Origin of the sequence: Streptomyces sp. NPDC001668 (assembly GCF_042893155.1) — a bacterium.
In the GTDB taxonomy this organism is placed as follows: Bacteria; Actinomycetota; Actinomycetes; order Streptomycetales; family Streptomycetaceae; genus Streptomyces.
The window spans coordinates 14,288-30,675 of sequence record NZ_JBIAUQ010000023.1 but is presented as its reverse complement, the minus strand read 5'-3'; the positions used below and the strand labels follow the sequence as shown (position 1 = coordinate 30,675).

Annotated in this window: 11 protein-coding genes; 6 read left to right on the top strand and 5 right to left on the bottom strand. The window is 70.1% G+C overall.

The genetic code is table 11. The features are described from left to right. Window positions 1-33 precede the first annotated feature (33 nt). The 4 genes from fusA to ACFYZ8_RS42220 form a co-directional block, all read right to left on the bottom strand. Window positions 34-2,160 (bottom strand): elongation factor G, encoded by a 2,127-nt coding sequence (fusA, locus tag ACFYZ8_RS42235; RefSeq protein WP_359031373.1) that lies wholly within the window; start codon window positions 2,158-2,160, stop codon window positions 34-36. A 39-nt stretch (window positions 2,161-2,199) separates the two neighbouring features. Next, window positions 2,200-2,670 (bottom strand): 30S ribosomal protein S7, encoded by a 471-nt coding sequence (gene rpsG / locus ACFYZ8_RS42230; RefSeq protein WP_007384059.1) that lies wholly within the window; start codon window positions 2,668-2,670, stop codon window positions 2,200-2,202. Window positions 2,671-2,672: 2 nt separating this feature from the next. Next, on the bottom strand, window positions 2,673-3,044 hold the full coding sequence (gene rpsL / locus ACFYZ8_RS42225; protein WP_003948652.1) for a 30S ribosomal protein S12: 372 nt from the start codon (window positions 3,042-3,044) through the stop codon (window positions 2,673-2,675). Between the two features lie 333 nt (window positions 3,045-3,377). Beyond that, the gene (locus ACFYZ8_RS42220; protein WP_388541822.1) at window positions 3,378-4,070 is read right to left on the bottom strand and encodes a DUF1707 and DUF4190 domain-containing protein; all 693 of its coding nucleotides are present in this window, start codon (window positions 4,068-4,070) and stop codon (window positions 3,378-3,380) included. 203 nt (window positions 4,071-4,273) lie between these two features. Here ACFYZ8_RS42220 and ACFYZ8_RS42215 point away from each other — a divergent pair, with 203 nt between their 5' ends. The 6 genes from ACFYZ8_RS42215 to ACFYZ8_RS42190 all read left to right on the top strand — a co-directional run bounded on the left by ACFYZ8_RS42215 (window position 4,274) and on the right by ACFYZ8_RS42190 (window position 12,366). Beyond that, the gene (locus tag ACFYZ8_RS42215) at window positions 4,274-5,029 is read left to right on the top strand and encodes a Crp/Fnr family transcriptional regulator (protein WP_359031376.1); all 756 of its coding nucleotides are present in this window, start codon (window positions 4,274-4,276) and stop codon (window positions 5,027-5,029) included. Between the two features lie 136 nt (window positions 5,030-5,165). After that, a complete protein-coding gene (locus ACFYZ8_RS42210) occupies window positions 5,166-6,086 on the top strand; it encodes a hypothetical protein (RefSeq protein ID WP_388541820.1) in 921 nt (306 codons plus the stop codon). Next, window positions 6,083-8,305, top strand: coding sequence for a hypothetical protein (locus ACFYZ8_RS42205; protein WP_388541817.1), 2,223 nt, complete (start codon window positions 6,083-6,085; stop codon window positions 8,303-8,305). The genes ACFYZ8_RS42210 and ACFYZ8_RS42205 overlap by 4 nt, the downstream gene beginning before the upstream one ends. 46 nt (window positions 8,306-8,351) lie before the next feature. Continuing rightward, entirely contained in the window at window positions 8,352-10,523 is a 2,172-nt protein-coding gene (locus ACFYZ8_RS42200; protein ID WP_388541814.1) for a hypothetical protein, read from the top strand. Beyond that, the gene (locus ACFYZ8_RS42195; RefSeq protein WP_388541811.1) at window positions 10,520-11,086 is read left to right on the top strand and encodes a Pycsar system effector family protein; all 567 of its coding nucleotides are present in this window, start codon (window positions 10,520-10,522) and stop codon (window positions 11,084-11,086) included. Before ACFYZ8_RS42200 ends, ACFYZ8_RS42195 begins: the two co-directional genes overlap by 4 nt. A gap of 41 nt (window positions 11,087-11,127) precedes the next feature. Continuing rightward, complete coding sequence (locus tag ACFYZ8_RS42190; protein ID WP_388541808.1) at window positions 11,128-12,366, top strand: M48 family metalloprotease; 1,239 nt, start codon at window positions 11,128-11,130, stop codon at window positions 12,364-12,366. 66 nt (window positions 12,367-12,432) lie between these two features. Here the strand turns inward: ACFYZ8_RS42190 and ACFYZ8_RS42185 are convergent, their stop codons facing one another. Further along, window positions 12,433-16,332 (bottom strand): DNA-directed RNA polymerase subunit beta', encoded by a 3,900-nt coding sequence (locus ACFYZ8_RS42185; RefSeq protein WP_359031381.1) that lies wholly within the window; start codon window positions 16,330-16,332, stop codon window positions 12,433-12,435. Between the last annotated feature and the right edge of the window lie 56 nt (window positions 16,333-16,388).

Genomic DNA, 16,388 nt, shown 5'->3' with positions numbered 1-16,388 from the left:
GGAGTCAAGCCTAAAGCGTGCGAACGCGGTGCGTTACTCGCCCTTGGCCTTCGCGATGATCTCCTCGGCGACGTTCCGCGGAACCTCGGCGTAGGAGTCGAACTGCATCGAGTAGCTTGCGCGACCCGACGTCTTGCTGCGGAGGTCTCCGACGTAGCCGAACATCTCCGAGAGGGGCACGAGGCCCTTCACGACGCGGGCACCGGCCCGCTCCTCCATGGCCTGGATCTGACCACGGCGGGAGTTGATGTCGCCGATGACCTCACCCATGTAGTCCTCGGGCGTGGTGACCTCGACGGCCATCATCGGCTCGAGCAGCACGGGGGACGCCTTGCGCGCGGCCTCCTTGAAGGCCTGCGAGCCGGCGATCTTGAACGCGAGCTCGGAGGAGTCGACCTCGTGGTAGGCACCGTCGAGAAGCGTGACGCGGACGCCCGTCATCTCGTACCCGGCGAGGATGCCGAACTGCATGGCCTCCTGCGCACCGGCGTCCACCGAAGGGATGTACTCCTTCGGGATACGGCCACCGGTCACCTTGTTCACGAACTCGTACGAGGCGTCGCCGCCCTCGATGGGCTCGATCGCGATCTGCACCTTGGCGAACTGACCGGTACCACCGGTCTGCTTCTTGTGGGTGTAGTCCACGCGCTCGACGGCCTTGCGGATCGTCTCACGGTAGGCGACCTGCGGCTTGCCGACGTTGGCCTCGACCTTGAACTCACGGCGCATACGGTCGACCAGCACCTCGAGGTGCAGCTCGCCCATACCACCGATGATGGTCTGGCCGGTCTCCTCGTCCGAGTGGACCTGGAAGGAGGGGTCCTCCTCCGCGAGACGCTGGATGGCAACACCCAGCTTCTCCTGGTCACCCTTGGACTTGGGCTCGATGGCGACCTGGATGACCGGCGCCGGGAAGTCCATGGACTCCAGGATCACCGGCTGCTTGTCGTCGGACAGCGTCTCACCGGTGGTGGTCTGCTTCAGGCCCATGACGGCGACGATGTCGCCGGCGCCCACCGACTCGATCTCCTCACGCTTGTTCGCGTGCATGCGGTAGATCTTGCCGATGCGCTCCTTCTTGCCCTTGACCGAGTTCAGCACCGCGGTGCCGGACTCCAGGCGACCGGAGTAGATCCGGACGAAGGTGAGCTTGCCGAGGTGCGGGTCGCTCATGATCTTGAACGCCAGCGCGGACAGCGGCTCCTCGTCGGACGGCTTGCGCTTGACGACCAGCTCGGGGTCCTTCACGTCGTGGCCCTCGATGGCCTCGACGTCGAGCGGGGTCGGCAGGTAGCGCACGACCGCGTCGAGCAGGGGCTGGACGCCCTTGTTCTTGAACGCGGTGCCACAGAACACCGGGGTGACCGTGGTGTCCTTCGACTTGCCGGACGCGATGGTGATACGACGGATCGCGGCGTACAGCTGCTCCACGGAAGGCTCCTCGCCCTCCAGGTACAGCTCCATGATCTCTTCGTCGTTCTCCGCCACGGCCTCGATGAGCTTGCCGCGGTACTCCTCGGCAGCCTCGGTGTGCGTGGCCGGGATGTCGACGGTGTCGTACATCTCGCCCTTGGCCGCCTCGGCGGACCACACGAGCGCCTTCATGGTGACGAGGTCGACGACACCCTTGAAGTCGGCCTCGGCGCCGATCGGCAGCTGCATGACGAGCGGCTGGGCGCCCAGGCGGTCCGAGATCATGTCCACGCAGCGGTGGAACTCGGCGCCGGTACGGTCCAGCTTGTTGACGAAGCAGATACGGGGCACGCCGTAACGGTCGGCCTGACGCCACACCGTCTCGGACTGCGGCTCCACGCCGGCGACGCCGTCGAACACCGTCACGGCGCCGTCGAGAACGCGGAGCGAACGCTCCACCTCGACGGTGAAGTCGACGTGACCCGGGGTGTCGATGATGTTGATGGTGTGGTCGACGCCCTCAAGCGGCCAGTGACAGGTGGTGGCAGCAGAGGTGATCGTGATGCCACGCTCCTGCTCCTGCTCCATCCAGTCCATGGTGGCGGCGCCGTCGTGGACCTCACCGATCTTGTACGAAACGCCGGTGTAGAACAGGATCCGCTCGGTGGTGGTCGTCTTGCCCGCGTCGATGTGGGCCATGATCCCGATGTTGCGGACCCTGGCCAGGTCAAGCGAAGTGGTAGCCATAAGGCTTCAGTCTTCTCTCGGTCTCGATGGGGTCTGCGACTACCAGCGGTAGTGCGCGAAGGCCTTGTTGGACTCGGCCATCTTGTGCGTGTCCTCGCGCTTCTTGACGGCCGCACCGAGGCCGTTCGAAGCGTCGAGAAGCTCGTTGAGCAGACGCTCGGTCATGGTCTTCTCGCGACGGGCGCGGGAGTAACCGACCAGCCAGCGCAGCGCCAGCGTGTTGGCGCGGCCGGGCTTGACCTCGACCGGCACCTGGTAGGTGGCGCCACCGACACGGCGGGACTTGACCTCAAGGGTGGGCTTGATGTTCTCGAGCGCGCGCTTGAGCGTGATGACCGGGTCGTTGCTGGTCTTCTCGCGCAGGCCCTCCATGGCGCCGTACACGATGCGCTCGGCGGTGGAGCGCTTGCCGTTCAGCAGCACCTTGTTGATCAGGGAGGTGACAAGAGGAGAACCGTAGACCGGGTCGATGATGACCGGGCGCTTCGGGGCGGGGCCCTTACGAGGCATTCTTACTTCTCCTTCTTGGCGCCGTAGCGGCTGCGGGCCTGCTTGCGGTTCTTGACACCCTGGGTGTCGAGCGAACCGCGGATGATCTTGTAGCGAACACCGGGCAGGTCCTTCACACGGCCGCCGCGCACGAGCACGATGGAGTGCTCCTGCAGGTTGTGTCCCTCACCCGGAATGTAAGCAGTGACCTCGATCCCGCTGGTCAGACGCACACGCGCGACCTTACGCAGGGCCGAGTTCGGCTTCTTCGGGGTGGTCGTGAACACACGCGTGCAGACGCCCCGACGCTGAGGGGAACCCTCGAGTGCGGGCGTCTTGTTCTTCTCGACCTTGTCCTGCCGGCCCTTGCGGACCAGCTGCTGGATCGTAGGCACTACTTCTCCGGTTTCTGTGTGCCGAATGGTGAAGCTAACCTGAAACACGCTCCGACCCACGCGGTCGGGTGTGTCGAATCCGGCGGACTCCCGCCGCAAGGCGAAAAGGGCGCAGATTACGGTGGCCGCTCACGGCCCCCCTAGTGCGGTTCAAGGCACGCACGGGAGCCAGGGCACACCCCAGGCACAAGGTCTGAGCGTACCCAGCTCATTCGCTGCGGTCAAAACAGATGGACGGCGACACCATCGAGGGGCGGCCGATGTCAAGCCCCTACGCCGTGGACGATCTTCGATTTCACATGGTGCACACGTGGGAGCGGCCCCTCCCGGCGCTCACCCGGAGGCGAGCCCCACGGCGACCAGCAGCGTCAGCAGGACCGACCACGCGGCGATCGACAGCCAGCCGAACACCAGCCCGGTCAGCGCGAGCCCGTCACCGCTCTCCCCGGTCCGCTCGATCTCGGTCCGCGCCGTGTGCCCGAGGATCACGGCCGGAATCCCGGTGAACCCGAAGGTCGGCACGCACAGCAGCCCGCACACCGCGGCTCCGACCGCCTTCCCGTTCGCCCGCGGCCGCGGGGCGGGCAGGAACGTCCGCGGTACGGCGGTGAAGGGCGCCGGCTGCGGCACCGGCCCGAGCGGCAGATCGGACACGAGCAGCGCCAGCTCCCCCACGGTCCGCGCGCCGTAGGCCCGCTCCACCCGCTTGTCGAACTCCCCCTTCTCCAGCCGCCCCTCGCCGTACCCGGCGCGCAGCACGTCGACGGCCCGCTCACGGTCGGCGTGGGAGGCGAGCATGGCGGAGGAGGCCGGCTGCGGGGCGGCGTATCCGGGCCAGGGGTGTGCGACGGGGGCGTGCGCGTCGGACCACGGGCGGGTGGCCGGGACGTCCCTGCCGGACCACGGCCTCGCACCGGAGGCCTCGGGCCCCTGCCGTGGAGCGCCTCTGTCCTGCCCGTCACCCGGCACACCGCTGCCCGGCGACTCACCCTCGCCCTCCCAGGGCGGCCACGACGACTGCGACACGGAGCACCTCCCGAACCCCCGAGGTTCCTCCATGATGCGCCATTACGTGCCTTTGTCGACGGTACGTGGCGGCCCGGGCGGTGAAATCCGGCATATCTGGGGGTCCTGTCCCCCGCTCGTGGCCGGTTTGCGCTCTTTCACTCTCCGCGACTCTTCGCTTTCAGTACGTTGATCCGTCAACTGCCGGACATCGGGGGATGTAAATGACCACGGGGACTCCCGCCTACACGCCGGACGACGGTGGCCTGGACGACCGGGTGCCGTTCCTGGCCCGGCTGGAGGCCGAGGAACGCTCGGCGCTGCTGGCCCTCGGCCGGCCGCTGGACTTCACCCCCCGCATGGTTCTGGTCCGCCAGCACGAGCCCTCCGCGCACGTGCTCTTCCTCGTGTACGGCTGGACGAAGGTGACCGCCTCCGCCGCCAACGGCTACGAGGCCCTGCTGGCCCTGCGCGGCCCCGGCGACATCGTCGGCGAGTCGGCCGCGCTGACCGGACGCCTGCGGTCGGCGACGGTGACCGCGCTGGAGCCGGTGCGGGCGCTGGCGGTGGAGCGGGACCGCTTCAAGGAGTTCCTGGGCCGCTCCCCCGCCGTCTCCTTCGCCCTCCTCGGCCTCACCGCGGACCGCACCCGCGCGGCCGACCGGCGCCGGCTGGAGTTCGCGTCGATGAGCGTGCGGGAGCGCTTCGCCGTGCTGCTCCTCGACCTGACCCGCACCCACGGCCGCCGCACCCCCGAGGGCATCGAACTGTCCGTGCCGCTCAGCAAGCAGGAGCTGGCCGGGTCGGTCGGGGCGTCCCGGGAGATGGTCCAGCGGCTGCTCAGAGAGTTGCGGGACAAGGGGGCCGTGGTCACGGGCCGCCGCACGATGCTGATCATGCGGCCCGACATCCTGCGGCGCATAGCCGCCGCGGGCCCGGCATCAGGCATCCCGTCCCCGGCGGGCCCGCTGGACGACTGAGCACCCGCGCCCGGCCCGTCACACCAGCCCTTCTGTAAACACGGTCACACTCCGAGTGCGTCATCCGCCCTCACCGCGCGGGCCCCGCCGGCATCACGCTGCTTCTCTGCACGGCACCCCCCTCGGAGAGGCGATCATGAGCGACCCCGTGAGCCGCACGATCCTGCTGCTCGACATCGAGAGGTACAGCGACCGGGACGACGTGGAGCAGGCGTATCTGCGGCGCATGCTCTACGACATCACCGACCGCACGCTGGAGAGCGCGGGCATCGAGGAGACCCGTCGGCTGCGCGCCGACCGCGGGGACTCGGTGATGGAGCTGATCGACGCGAGCGCGTCCGTCACGGCGTTGCTGCGGGCCCTGCTCACGGAGGTGCCAGCCCGGCTCAGGGCGGTCAACCGCATGGCGTCCAGCTCCGCGCAGATCCGGCTGCGCGGTGTCGTCGCCGCCGGTTATGTCGCCGTCGACGGGCACGACGGCTGGGTCGGCTCCGACCTCAACCACGCCTGCCGGCTGCTGGACGCGGACGTCCTGCGCGCGGCCCTGCGCGAGCGCCCCGGCGACTTCGCGCTGTGCGTCTCGGAGTCCCTGCACGCGGGAGTCGTACGCCATGACCATCCCGGCGTCCCGGCCGACGAGTTCCACCAGGTGACGGTCGCCAGCAAGAACGGCCCGCTGAAGGCGTGGCTGCACGGACCGGTGCCCCAGGGCGCGGGTGCCGAGGACCACGGTGACACGGGGGCGGGGCAGGCGCGGGGCGGATCGGGGGACCGCCCCGCGCCACCGGCCCCCGGCCCGGCCACCCACGAGGAGCGCGTCCCCTCACAGGGCGGGTCACCCGAGGAGCGGGTCCCGCGGCAGGGTGGGGCGCCCGAGAGCCGCCCGGCGCCGGACGGAACACGGGGAGCCCCGGCGCCGGGTGCCGTCTTCACCTTCCACGGCGGTTCACCGTCGTTCGGCGGCAGCCTGGTCGGCCACGACCAGCACGGCGTCAGCGGCGGCCAGGTCACCGGTGACGTCCACCTCGGTGGGAGTGAGCGGGGTGAGGGCGCGTGAGCGGACAGGAGGAGCCGGAGAGAACACCGTCCGGCGGCGCATCCGAGCCCAAGGACCGGAAGAACCCCAAGGGTGAGCCGAAACAGGACGGCTCGGCGGCGGCCGACGACGCCGCGCAGGCCGGCCCCGGCGAGGACGCCGAGGAGCGCGACCAGCCGCAGAACGCCTGGGACGCCCGGCGCGACCTGATCGACCACAGCCCCCGCAGCATGAACGTCGGCGACCGCTCCCGCTTCGGCGGCAGCCTGGTCGGCCACGACCAGCACGGCGTCAGCGGCGGCCGGGTCACCGGCGACGTCATCATGGGCAGCAAGACGGAGATCCACTACGCGATACCCGGCTTCTCCGCCCCCGGCGCGGCCTCCGGCGAGGTCCCGCGGATCACCCTGGAGCGGCTGGCCGAGACCTTCGTCGCCGACGAGGAGGTCATGGCCGACCTGCTGGCGCGGCTGCGCCGGGACCGGGTCCTGGTGCTGTCCGGCGCCCGCTTCACCGGCCGCCACACCGCCGCCCTGATGCTGCTGCACCGGCTGGGCGCCGCCCCCGTGCGCACCCTGGTGCGGGACACCGAGCCGGCCTCTCTCGCCGACCGTTTCAGCCCCGAGGACCGGGCCCGCGGCTATCTCCTGGCCGACCTCGACACCCGCCGCGACCGCCCCCTGCGCGAACCGCACGTGCTCGCCGCGAAGGAGCGGCTCGTCGAGCAGGACGCCTATCTGGTCGTCACCGTCGGCCCCGCCGCCGTACTGGAGGACGTGCCGAAGGCCGAGTGGCGGGCGCCGCGCGCGGCCGACGTCCTCGCCGCGCATCTGCGCACCCGCACCGACGAGGAGACCGCCGCCAAGCTGCTGGGCCTGCCGGACGTGGTCGAGTTCCTGGAGCGCGGGCATCAACTGCGTGAAGTCGCCGCTTTCGCAGGGCAGTTGGGCCGGTACGCGGCCGGTGAGGTCGACGCCGACGCGATCGCCCAGTTCTCGCTGATGTCCCTGGAGAACCAGGTCCAGGAGTGGTTCGAGGAGGACGAGAGCGCGATCCACCTGCGGGACAAGGCGTTCCTGGTCGCGCTCGCCGCCTTCGACGGCGGCCCGTACGCCCTCACCGCCGAGCTGAGCGACCTGCTGTACCGCTTCCTGCAGGAGACCGAGAACCCGGCCCAGGTCGCCGAGGTCCCGGTCTTCGGCACACACATCGGCAAGCGCCTCCAACTCGCCCGCGCCCGCGGGTACGAGGAGGACGAGCGCACCGAGTGGGGCCCGGTCACCCAGCGGAAGGCCGCGTTCCGCGACGAGCGGGCCGCACTCGTCCTGCTGCGCGAGCTGTGGACGGGCCACCCCTCCGCCCGCCCGGCCCTCATCGGCTGGCTGCGCCGTCTCGCCGACGACGGCCGCCCCCTGGTCCGCACCCGCGCCGCGTCCACCGTCGCCGTCCTGGCCCGCACCGACCTGCCCTCCGCGATGGCCCTGATCATCGAGCCCTGGGCCACCTCCAAGCTTTTCCGGCACCGGCTGGTCGCCGTGAACTCCCTGACCCTCGCCCACCTCATCGACACGCCCAACATCCCGCGCATCCTCGACGACTGGTGCGAGGGCGACGACGAACGGCGGCGCTGGGTGGGCGTGCGGTCGTACGGACTGATCGGCTCCGAACGCCCCGAGCAGGCGCTCGCCGCGCTGCGCAAGGCCGTACGACGGCTCTACGGCGACAGTCCCAAGGACCTCGACGACGAGATGGGCCGCGAACTCGCCGAGGCGGTGGGCCTGTTGCTGCTCTCCTCGGCGGAGGAGCAAGCCCTCGCGGAGCTGCGGGAGCATCTCGACGACGACCGCGCGGTGCGCGACCTCACGCTCGCCGGTTTCGTCAACGCCTGTGGACGCACCCAGGCCGACGAGCGGTACGGCATCCCGCCGGTCCTCGACTGGTACGCCCGCGCGGTGGCCGCGGGCAGCGCTGCCGCGTACGGCATCCCGCACCTGTGGCGGGCCGCGCTGTCCGACCAGCGCACCACCCGGCACGCGCTCGACGTGCTGCGCGCCTGGGTGCTGATCGCGAACCGCGCCACGGCCACCGAGTGGGCGCTGGCCGCCCTGCTCCCGACGCTCGTGGCGACCCCCGAGGACCACCAGCGGCTGAGCCACCTGCTGCGCACCATGCCCGGCGAGGACGGAGACCCGCCGCCCCCGGTCGCCGCCCGTCTGCTGACCACCCTTCCCACCCGCTGACCCACGTCAGGAACACACCTTCGGGTACGTCCGAGGAGCCCCGCCCATGCCTACCTTCCGCCAGCCCGAGTGGCAGCAGCCGGCCGACCGGCACACCCAGATCGTCGACCCCGTCCTCACCGTGCGGCAGCTCTCACGCTTCGAGTTCAGCCTCAAGTCGTACGTCCGCATCGACCACGCCCTCGTCTTCGCCACCGCCAAGGGCGGCTACGAGGCGTATCTGCCGCCGCGGCGGCCGACGCGCGGGGACATCGCGGCGAACCACTACACGGCCGTGTACGAGGTCGACATGGGCGTGCATCCGCACACGTCCGACCTCACGCTTCCCAGCGACAACGACGCCTTCGAGTTCACGGCCGTGGTCGACCTCTCCTGGCAGGTCCTCGACCCGGCTCGGTTCGTGGCGAGCGGCCACCGGGACGTACCCGGCCTGCTCCTCGGCGAACTCCAGCAGGCGGCCCGCCCGGTGACACGCCGGTTCGCCATCGCCGACAGCGCGGCCGCCGAGGTGGAGCTGCTGGAGCGGATGAAGCTGCTGGGCCCGCTCGGCGCGCCGGCCGGCCTCCAGGTCACCTGGACGCTCCGCCTGCGCCGCGACCAGGCCAACATCGAGCACGAGCTGCGCAAGCAGGCCATCGACCACTCCGCCGACGAGCAGATCCGCGCGGCGCAGCGGGGCATGCAGATCGACGTCGAGTTCGACCGCCGGGAGCGCCAGCAGGACGCGTTGCAGATCGAACGGGCCCTCCAGTACGGCACCCACCAGCAGGAGCTGCTCCTCCAGCAGCAGCGCTGGCAGCATGCGCAGGCGCTGCTCGCCGGCCAACAGCAGCTGGAGTTGCAGCAGTTGGAGGCAGAGAAGATCAACTTCTATGCCTGGCACCTCCAGCAGGGCGGTGTCCACCAGTGGGCCCTGCACCTGGCCCAGCACCCGGAGGACTCCCGCCTGGTCATGTCCAGCATGCGGGAGGACCAACTCCGCATGATCCAGGCCCAGATGGACCTGGTCCAGCAACTGCTGAGCGGCGACGCCGCCGAGAACTGGGAACTGGAGGGCCCGAAACAACTGGCCCTGCGCACGGTCAACGACATCCTCACCCAACGCCTCCCGGGGGTCCCCCAGGTACCGCCTGCGCTGCCGGAAGGGGCGGGGACGGGGTACCCGGGGGCGGCGGCGGGTCCCGGACCGACCGCGCCCGCGGGCAGTGCGACACCGGCCCCCGGCGAACCCCCCACGGCCGCACCGGCGCAGCTCAACGGGGGACAAGCTCTGTCCGGGCACCCGCCGACACCGGGCCCGTACACGGCCGGGCAGACGACACCCGGAGGACTGCTGCACACCCCGACACCGGGGTCGTACGCGCCGGGCCAGACTCCGGCACCGGGGCCGTACGCGCCGGGTCAGCCTCCGGCACTGGGGCCGTACGCGCCGGGCCAGACTCCGGCACCGGGGCCGTACACACCAGGCCAGACCCCAGTACCGGGACCGTACGCACCGGGCCAGACCCCAGTACCGGGACCGTACGCACCGGGCCAGACTCCGACATCGGGGCCGTACACACTGGGTCAGACCCCGGCGCCGGGACCGTACACACCGGGGCGACCCCCAACGCCCGGCTCCCACCTCGGCGTACCTCCGGGCGCCCCCGGCACGCCCGGCGCCCCGTACCCAGGCGCTCCGGGCCAGACGCCTGCCGGCCACTCGACGCCTCCCATGGGCATGCTGGCCCACCCCACGGCACCCCCCGCCCCGCCCGGCCCTCCGGGCGGCACCACGCTGCCTCCGCAGGGCCCCTTCTCGGGCACGCCCTCCCCAGCACCCACCATCCCCCCGCCCCCGGCACACACCCCGGCCACCGCCACGCAGCCGACGGCAACCCCGGCAGCCTCACCCCCGCCCAGCCCTCCCGGCACCACGCTGCCTCCGCAGGGCCCCTTCTCGGGCACGCCCTCCCCAGCACCCACCATCCCGCCCCCGGCACACACCCCGGCCGACCCGCACCCTGCCGACCCGGCACACACCCCGTCCTCCCCGACGGACTCACCGCACCCGGCGCCCCCATCCCCCCTTCCCGCCCCCGCTCCCACCCCCTGGCAGCGCCCGCCCGGCTACGGCCAGACCCCGACCCTGCCCGCTCAGGACGTCCCGGAGACGCCCGCCGCCGCGGCGGACCAGAACGGCGGCGAGCCCGTGGAGGCGGAGGGTGGCACCGCATGACCACCCTCGGCTCCACCCCTGCGCCGGCCCCGCCCCCCGACCCGGGCAGCGCGCCCCTCTCCCCCGCGGCCTCCGAGCTCGTCCCCCTCTGCGAGCGTCTCCTCGCCGAGTTGCGGGGCGAGGTCGGCCGGGCCGACAGCAAGGCATCCGTCCTGGTCGCCGCTCTCGGGATGACCGCCGGGGTGTTCAGCGGTCTGCTCGCCGGGCGGGACTGGACCCCGGCCGAACTCTCCGCCACGGGCACCGCGTTGTGGTGGGCCGGGACGGCGGCGCTCGGTCTCTCCCTGTTCGCCCTGCTGCTGGCCGTGCTCCCCCGCTACCGCTCCGACGGGTGGGCCCCCGGCCGCCCCCTGTCCTACTTCGGTGACATCCAACAGGCCGTCCGGCTGGGCCGGTTGGAGACCGCGCTCGGTGACACCCGGCGCGACCCCACCACCGGTCTGACCGCGGCCCTCACCGAGATGAGCCGCATCGCCGCTCGCAAGCACCAGTGGATCCGCACCGGTCTGATCGCCTTCTGCACCGGCACGGTCCTGCTGCCGGCGTCCCTGCTGATCGGCTGACCCGCCGCACGACATCCGTCCCCGCTCCGAAGGAAAGCACGATGACCCAACAGCCACCGGAGTACCCCGAGTACCCCGCCCCGGCCCAGCCTCAGGCCGCCCAGCCCCAGGTCGCTCCGCAGTACCCGCAGCACCCGCAGTACCCGCAGCAACCCCCGGCCCACCCCGCGGCCCCACCCACCTACCCCGGAGCCACCGCGCCCATAGCCCCGCAGTACCCCTACGCCCAAGCCGCTCCCCAGAGCCCCCCGATCCCCCAGCCCTCGCAGCCCCCTCAGCCCCCGGCCGCTCCCCCCGCTCCCCCGCCCTCCGAGGACCCCACCCACCCGCACCACATCAACACCGACGCCCGCCGCATCCACCTCTCCCACCAGCAGCGCCACACCGACGCCACCGCGGTCGGCAACCTTCTCGTCTACCTGCCGAACTTCCTGTGCAGTCTCATCGTCGTCGGCATGGTCTCCGCCCTCTTCGGCAAGCTCGCGATCCTGGTGATCGTGCTCTGGCTCGCCAGCGGCGCACTCGTCTTCCACCGCCCCACCGAAAGCGCCCTCGCGCGCCGTCTGCTCCATCTGCGCTACCCCACTCCACAAGAACGAGCCAAAATCGAACCGGTCTGGCGTGAGGTCACCGCCCGCGCGGGCGTCGAGGGCCGTAACTACGAGCTCTGGGTCGAGGACAGCGACAGCCTGAACGCGGTCGCCGCGGCCGGCCACATCGTCGGCGTCACCCGCTTCGCCATGAACGAGCTCCCCAACGGCGAACTGGCCGCCGTCATGGCCCACGAACTCGGCCACCACGTCGGCGGCCACGCCTGGTCCGGGCTCCTCGGCTACTGGTACGCGCTGCCCGGCCGGGTCGCCTGGCGGGTGCTGAAGGCGTTCTCCGTCTTCGTCTTCCACGTCTCGCGCGCGTTCGGCTGCTTCGGCGTCGCCTTCTTCGTGATGCTCATCGGCGGCATCGCCCTGGCCACGGTCAGCACGCTCTACGGCCTCCCGCTGCTCATCCTGGCCATGCCGTACGCCCTCGCCGCCGTCGGCCGCCGCGCCGAACTCCGCGCCGACGAGCACGCGGCCGCCCTCGGCTTCGCCCCGATGCTGGCCTCCGTACTCGAGAAGCTGCACCAGCAGGAGCGGCACGAGCAGGCCGCGGCCACCGCGCTGAACGGCGGGGCGCCCGTCGAGGAGAGCGCGCTGAGCAAGCTGCTCTCCTCCCACCCGGACTACCACACGCGGCTGCACCACCTGCAGCCGTACCTCCAGCCGCAGCGGCCGTACTGAGAACCGCAGAAACGCCGGAGGGCGGCCACCCCGAAAGGTGACCGCCCTCCAACTCGAGCTACGTGCTTACTGGTTGTACGGCCCGTAGTCGTAGTCCTCCAGCGGAACAGCCTGGCCGGACCCGGTGCCGAACGGCGAGTAGTCGATGTCGTCGTAGCCGACGGCCGAGTACATCGCGGCCTTGGCCTCCTCGGTCGGCTCGACCCGGATGTTGCGGTAGCGGGACAGGCCCGTACCGGCCGGGATGAGCTTACCGATGATGACGTTCTCCTTGAGGCCGATGAGGCTGTCGGACTTGGCGTTGATCGCCGCGTCCGTCAGGACTCGGGTCGTCTCCTGGAAGGAGGCGGCCGACAGCCAGGATTCCGTCGCCAGCGAGGCCTTGGTGATACCCATCAGCTGCGGACGACCGGAGGCCGGGTGACCGCCCTCCTGGACCACACGACGGTTCTCGGTCTCGAACTTCGAGCGCTCGACCAGCTCGCCGGGCAGCAGCTCGGCGTCGCCGGACTCGATGATCGTCACACGGCGCAGCATCTGCCGGATGATGATCTCGATGTGCTTGTCGTGGATCGACACACCCTGCGAGTTGTAGACCTTCTGGACCTCGCCGACCAGGTGGACCTGGACGGCACGCTGGCCCAGGATGCGCAGCACGTCGTGCGGGTTGGTGGCACCCACGGTGAGCTTCTGGCCCACCTCGACGTGCTCGCCCTCGCTGACCAGGAGTCGGGCGCGCTTCGAGATCGGGAACGCCGTCTCGTCGCTGCCGTCGTCCGGCGTGATGACGATCTTCTTGGTCTTCTCGGTCTCCTCGATCCGCACGCGGCCCTGGGCCTCGGAGATCGGGGCGACACCCTTCGGGGTACGGGCCTCGAAGAGCTCGACGACACGCGGCAGACCCTGGGTGATGTCGTCACCGGCCACACCACCGGTGTGGAAGGTACGCATCGTCAGCTGGGTGCCGGGCTCACCGATGGACTGGGCGGCGATGATGCCGACCGCCTCACCGATGTCGACCAGCTTGCCGGTGGCCAGCGAGCGGCCGTAGCACATGGCGCAGGTGCCGACGGCGGACTCGCAGGTCAGGACCGAGCGGGTCTTGACCGTCTCGACACCGTGCTTGACCAGCTCGTCGATGAGCACGTCACCGAGGTCGGTACCGGCCGGGGCCAGCACCTTGCCGTCGACGACGATGTCCTCGGCGAGGCAGCGCGCGTACACGGAGGTCTCGACGTCGTCCGCCTTGCGCAGGACGCCGTCGGCGCCGCGCTCGGCGATCGCGAGCTTGAGGCCGCGGTCGGTGCCGCAGTCCTCCTCGCGGATGATGACGTCCTGCGAGACGTCCACCAGACGACGGGTCAGGTAACCCGAGTCGGCGGTACGCAGGGCGGTGTCCGCCAGACCCTTACGGGCACCGTGCGTGGAGATGAAGTACTCCAGCACGGACAGGCCCTCACGGAAGGACGCCTTGATGGGACGCGGGATCGTCTCGTTCTTGGCGTTCGACACCAGACCGCGCATACCGGCGATCTGCCGCATCTGCATCATGTTTCCTCGGGCACCCGAGTCAACCATCATGAAGATGGGGTTCGTCTTGGGGAAGTTCGCGTTCATCGCCTCGGCGACCTCGTTGGTCGCCTTGGTCCAGATCGCGATGAGCTCCTGAGTGCGCTCTTCCTTGGTGATCAGACCGCGCTCGTACTGCTTCTGGACCTTCTCGTCCTGTGCCTCGTAGCCCTTGACGATCTCCTTCTTCGCCTCGGGAACGACGACGTCGGAGATGGCCACGGTGACACCGGAACGGGTCGCCCAGTAGAAGCCGGCCGCCTTCAGGTTGTCGAGCGTCGCCGCCACGATGACCTTGGGGTAGCGCTCGGCCAGGTCGTTGACGATCTCGGAGAGCTGCTTCTTGCCCACCGAGTAGTCGACGAACGGGTAGTCCTCGGGCAGCAGCTCGTTGAAGAGCGCGCGGCCCAGGGTGGTGCGCAGGCGGAAGCTGTCCCCCTGCTGCCACTCCGGCTCGCCCTCCTCCTGCGCCGGCGGCGTCCAGCCACGCGGCGGGATGGTGCCCACCGGGAAGCGGATGTCGATCGGCGACTGGAGCGCCAGCTCGCCGGCGTCGAACGCCATGATCGCCTCGGCCGTGGAGCCGAACGCGCGGCCCTCGCCCTTGGTGTCACGCAGTTCGCCGTCGGTGGTGAGGAAGAACAGACCGAGGACCATGTCCTGGGTCGGCATCGTCACCGGACGGCCGTCGGCGGGCTTGAGGATGTTGTTCGAGGACAGCATCAGGATGCGGGCCTCGGCCTGCGCCTCCGCGGACAGCGGAAGGTGCACGGCCATCTGGTCACCGTCGAAGTCCGCGTTGAACGCGGTGCAGACGAGCGGGTGGATCTGGATGGCCTTGCCCTCGACCAGCTGCGGCTCGAAGGCCTGGATGCCGAGGCGGTGCAGGGTGGGAGCACGGTTCAGCAGAACCGGGTGCTCGGCGATGACCTCTTCGAGGACGTCGTACACGACCGTGCGGCCGCGCTCCACCATGCGCTTGGCGCTCTTGATGTTCTGCGCGTGGTTCAGGTCGACCAGGCGCTTCATCACGAACGGCTTGAAGAGCTCCAGCGCCATCGCCTTGGGCAGACCGCACTGGTGCAGCTTCAGCTGCGGGCCGACGACGATGACGGAACGCGCCGAGTAGTCGACTCGCTTGCCGAGCAGGTTCTGACGGAATCGACCCTGCTTGCCCTTCAGCATGTCGCTGAGGGACTTCAGCGGGCGGTTACCGGGACCGGTGACCGGACGGCCGCGACGACCGTTGTCGAAGAGGGCGTCAACAGCCTCCTGAAGCATGCGCTTCTCGTTGTTGACGATGATCTCGGGCGCGCCGAGGTCGAGGAGCCTCTTCAGACGGTTGTTGCGGTTGATCACACGGCGGTACAGGTCGTTCAGGTCGGAGGTCGCGAAGCGGCCACCGTCCAGCTGCACCATCGGGCGGAGGTCCGGCGGGATGACCGGGACGCAGTCGAGGACCATGCCCTTGGGGCTGTTGGAGGTCTGCAGGAAGGCAGACACGACCTTCAGCCGCTTCAGCGCACGGGTCTTCTTCTGGCCCTTGCCGGTACGGATGATCTCGCGGAGACGCTCGGCCTCCTCGTCGAGGTCGAAGGACTCCAGGCGCTTCTGCAGCGCCGCGGCACCCATCGAACCGTCGAAGTACGTGCCGAAGCGGTCACGCAGCTCGCGGTAGAGCAGCTCGTCACCTTCGAGGTCCTGGACCTTGAGGTTCTTGAAGCGGGTCCACACCTCGTCGAGACGGTCGATCTCGCGCTGCGCACGGTCACGCAGCTGCTTCATCTCACGCTCGGCACCCTCGCGCACCTTGCGGCGCACGTCGGCCTTGGCGCCCTCGGCCTCCAGCTCGGCCAGGTCGCTCTCCAGCTTCTTGGCGCGGGCCTCGAGGTCGGCGTCACGACGGTTCTCGACCTGCTGACGCTCCACGGAGACGTGCGCCTCCAGGGAGGGCAGGTCGCGGGTGCGGCGCTCCTCGTCGACGTACGTGATCATGTACGCCGCGAAGTAGATGACCTTCTCGAGGTCCTTGGGAGCCAGGTCGAGCAGGTAGCCCAGACGCGACGGGACGCCCTTGAAGTACCAGATGTGCGTGACGGGGGCGGCCAGTTCGATGTGGCCCATCCGCTCACGACGCACCTTGGCGCGAGTGACCTCGACGCCGCAGCGCTCACAGATGATGCCCTTGAAGCGGACGCGCTTGTACTTGCCGCAGTAGCACTCCCAGTCCCGGGTCGGACCGAAGATCTTCTCGCAGAAGAGTCCGTCCTTTTCGGGCTTGAGGGTGCGGTAGTTGATGGTCTCGGGCTTCTTGACCTCGCCGTGGCTCCACTGACGGATGTCGTCAGCGGTGGCCAGACCGATCCGGAGCTCATCGAAGAAGTTGACGTCGAGCACTATGCGTCAATCCCTCTCAGGGTTGTAAGTCTTAGGGGTCTGATACGGGGGTCCAG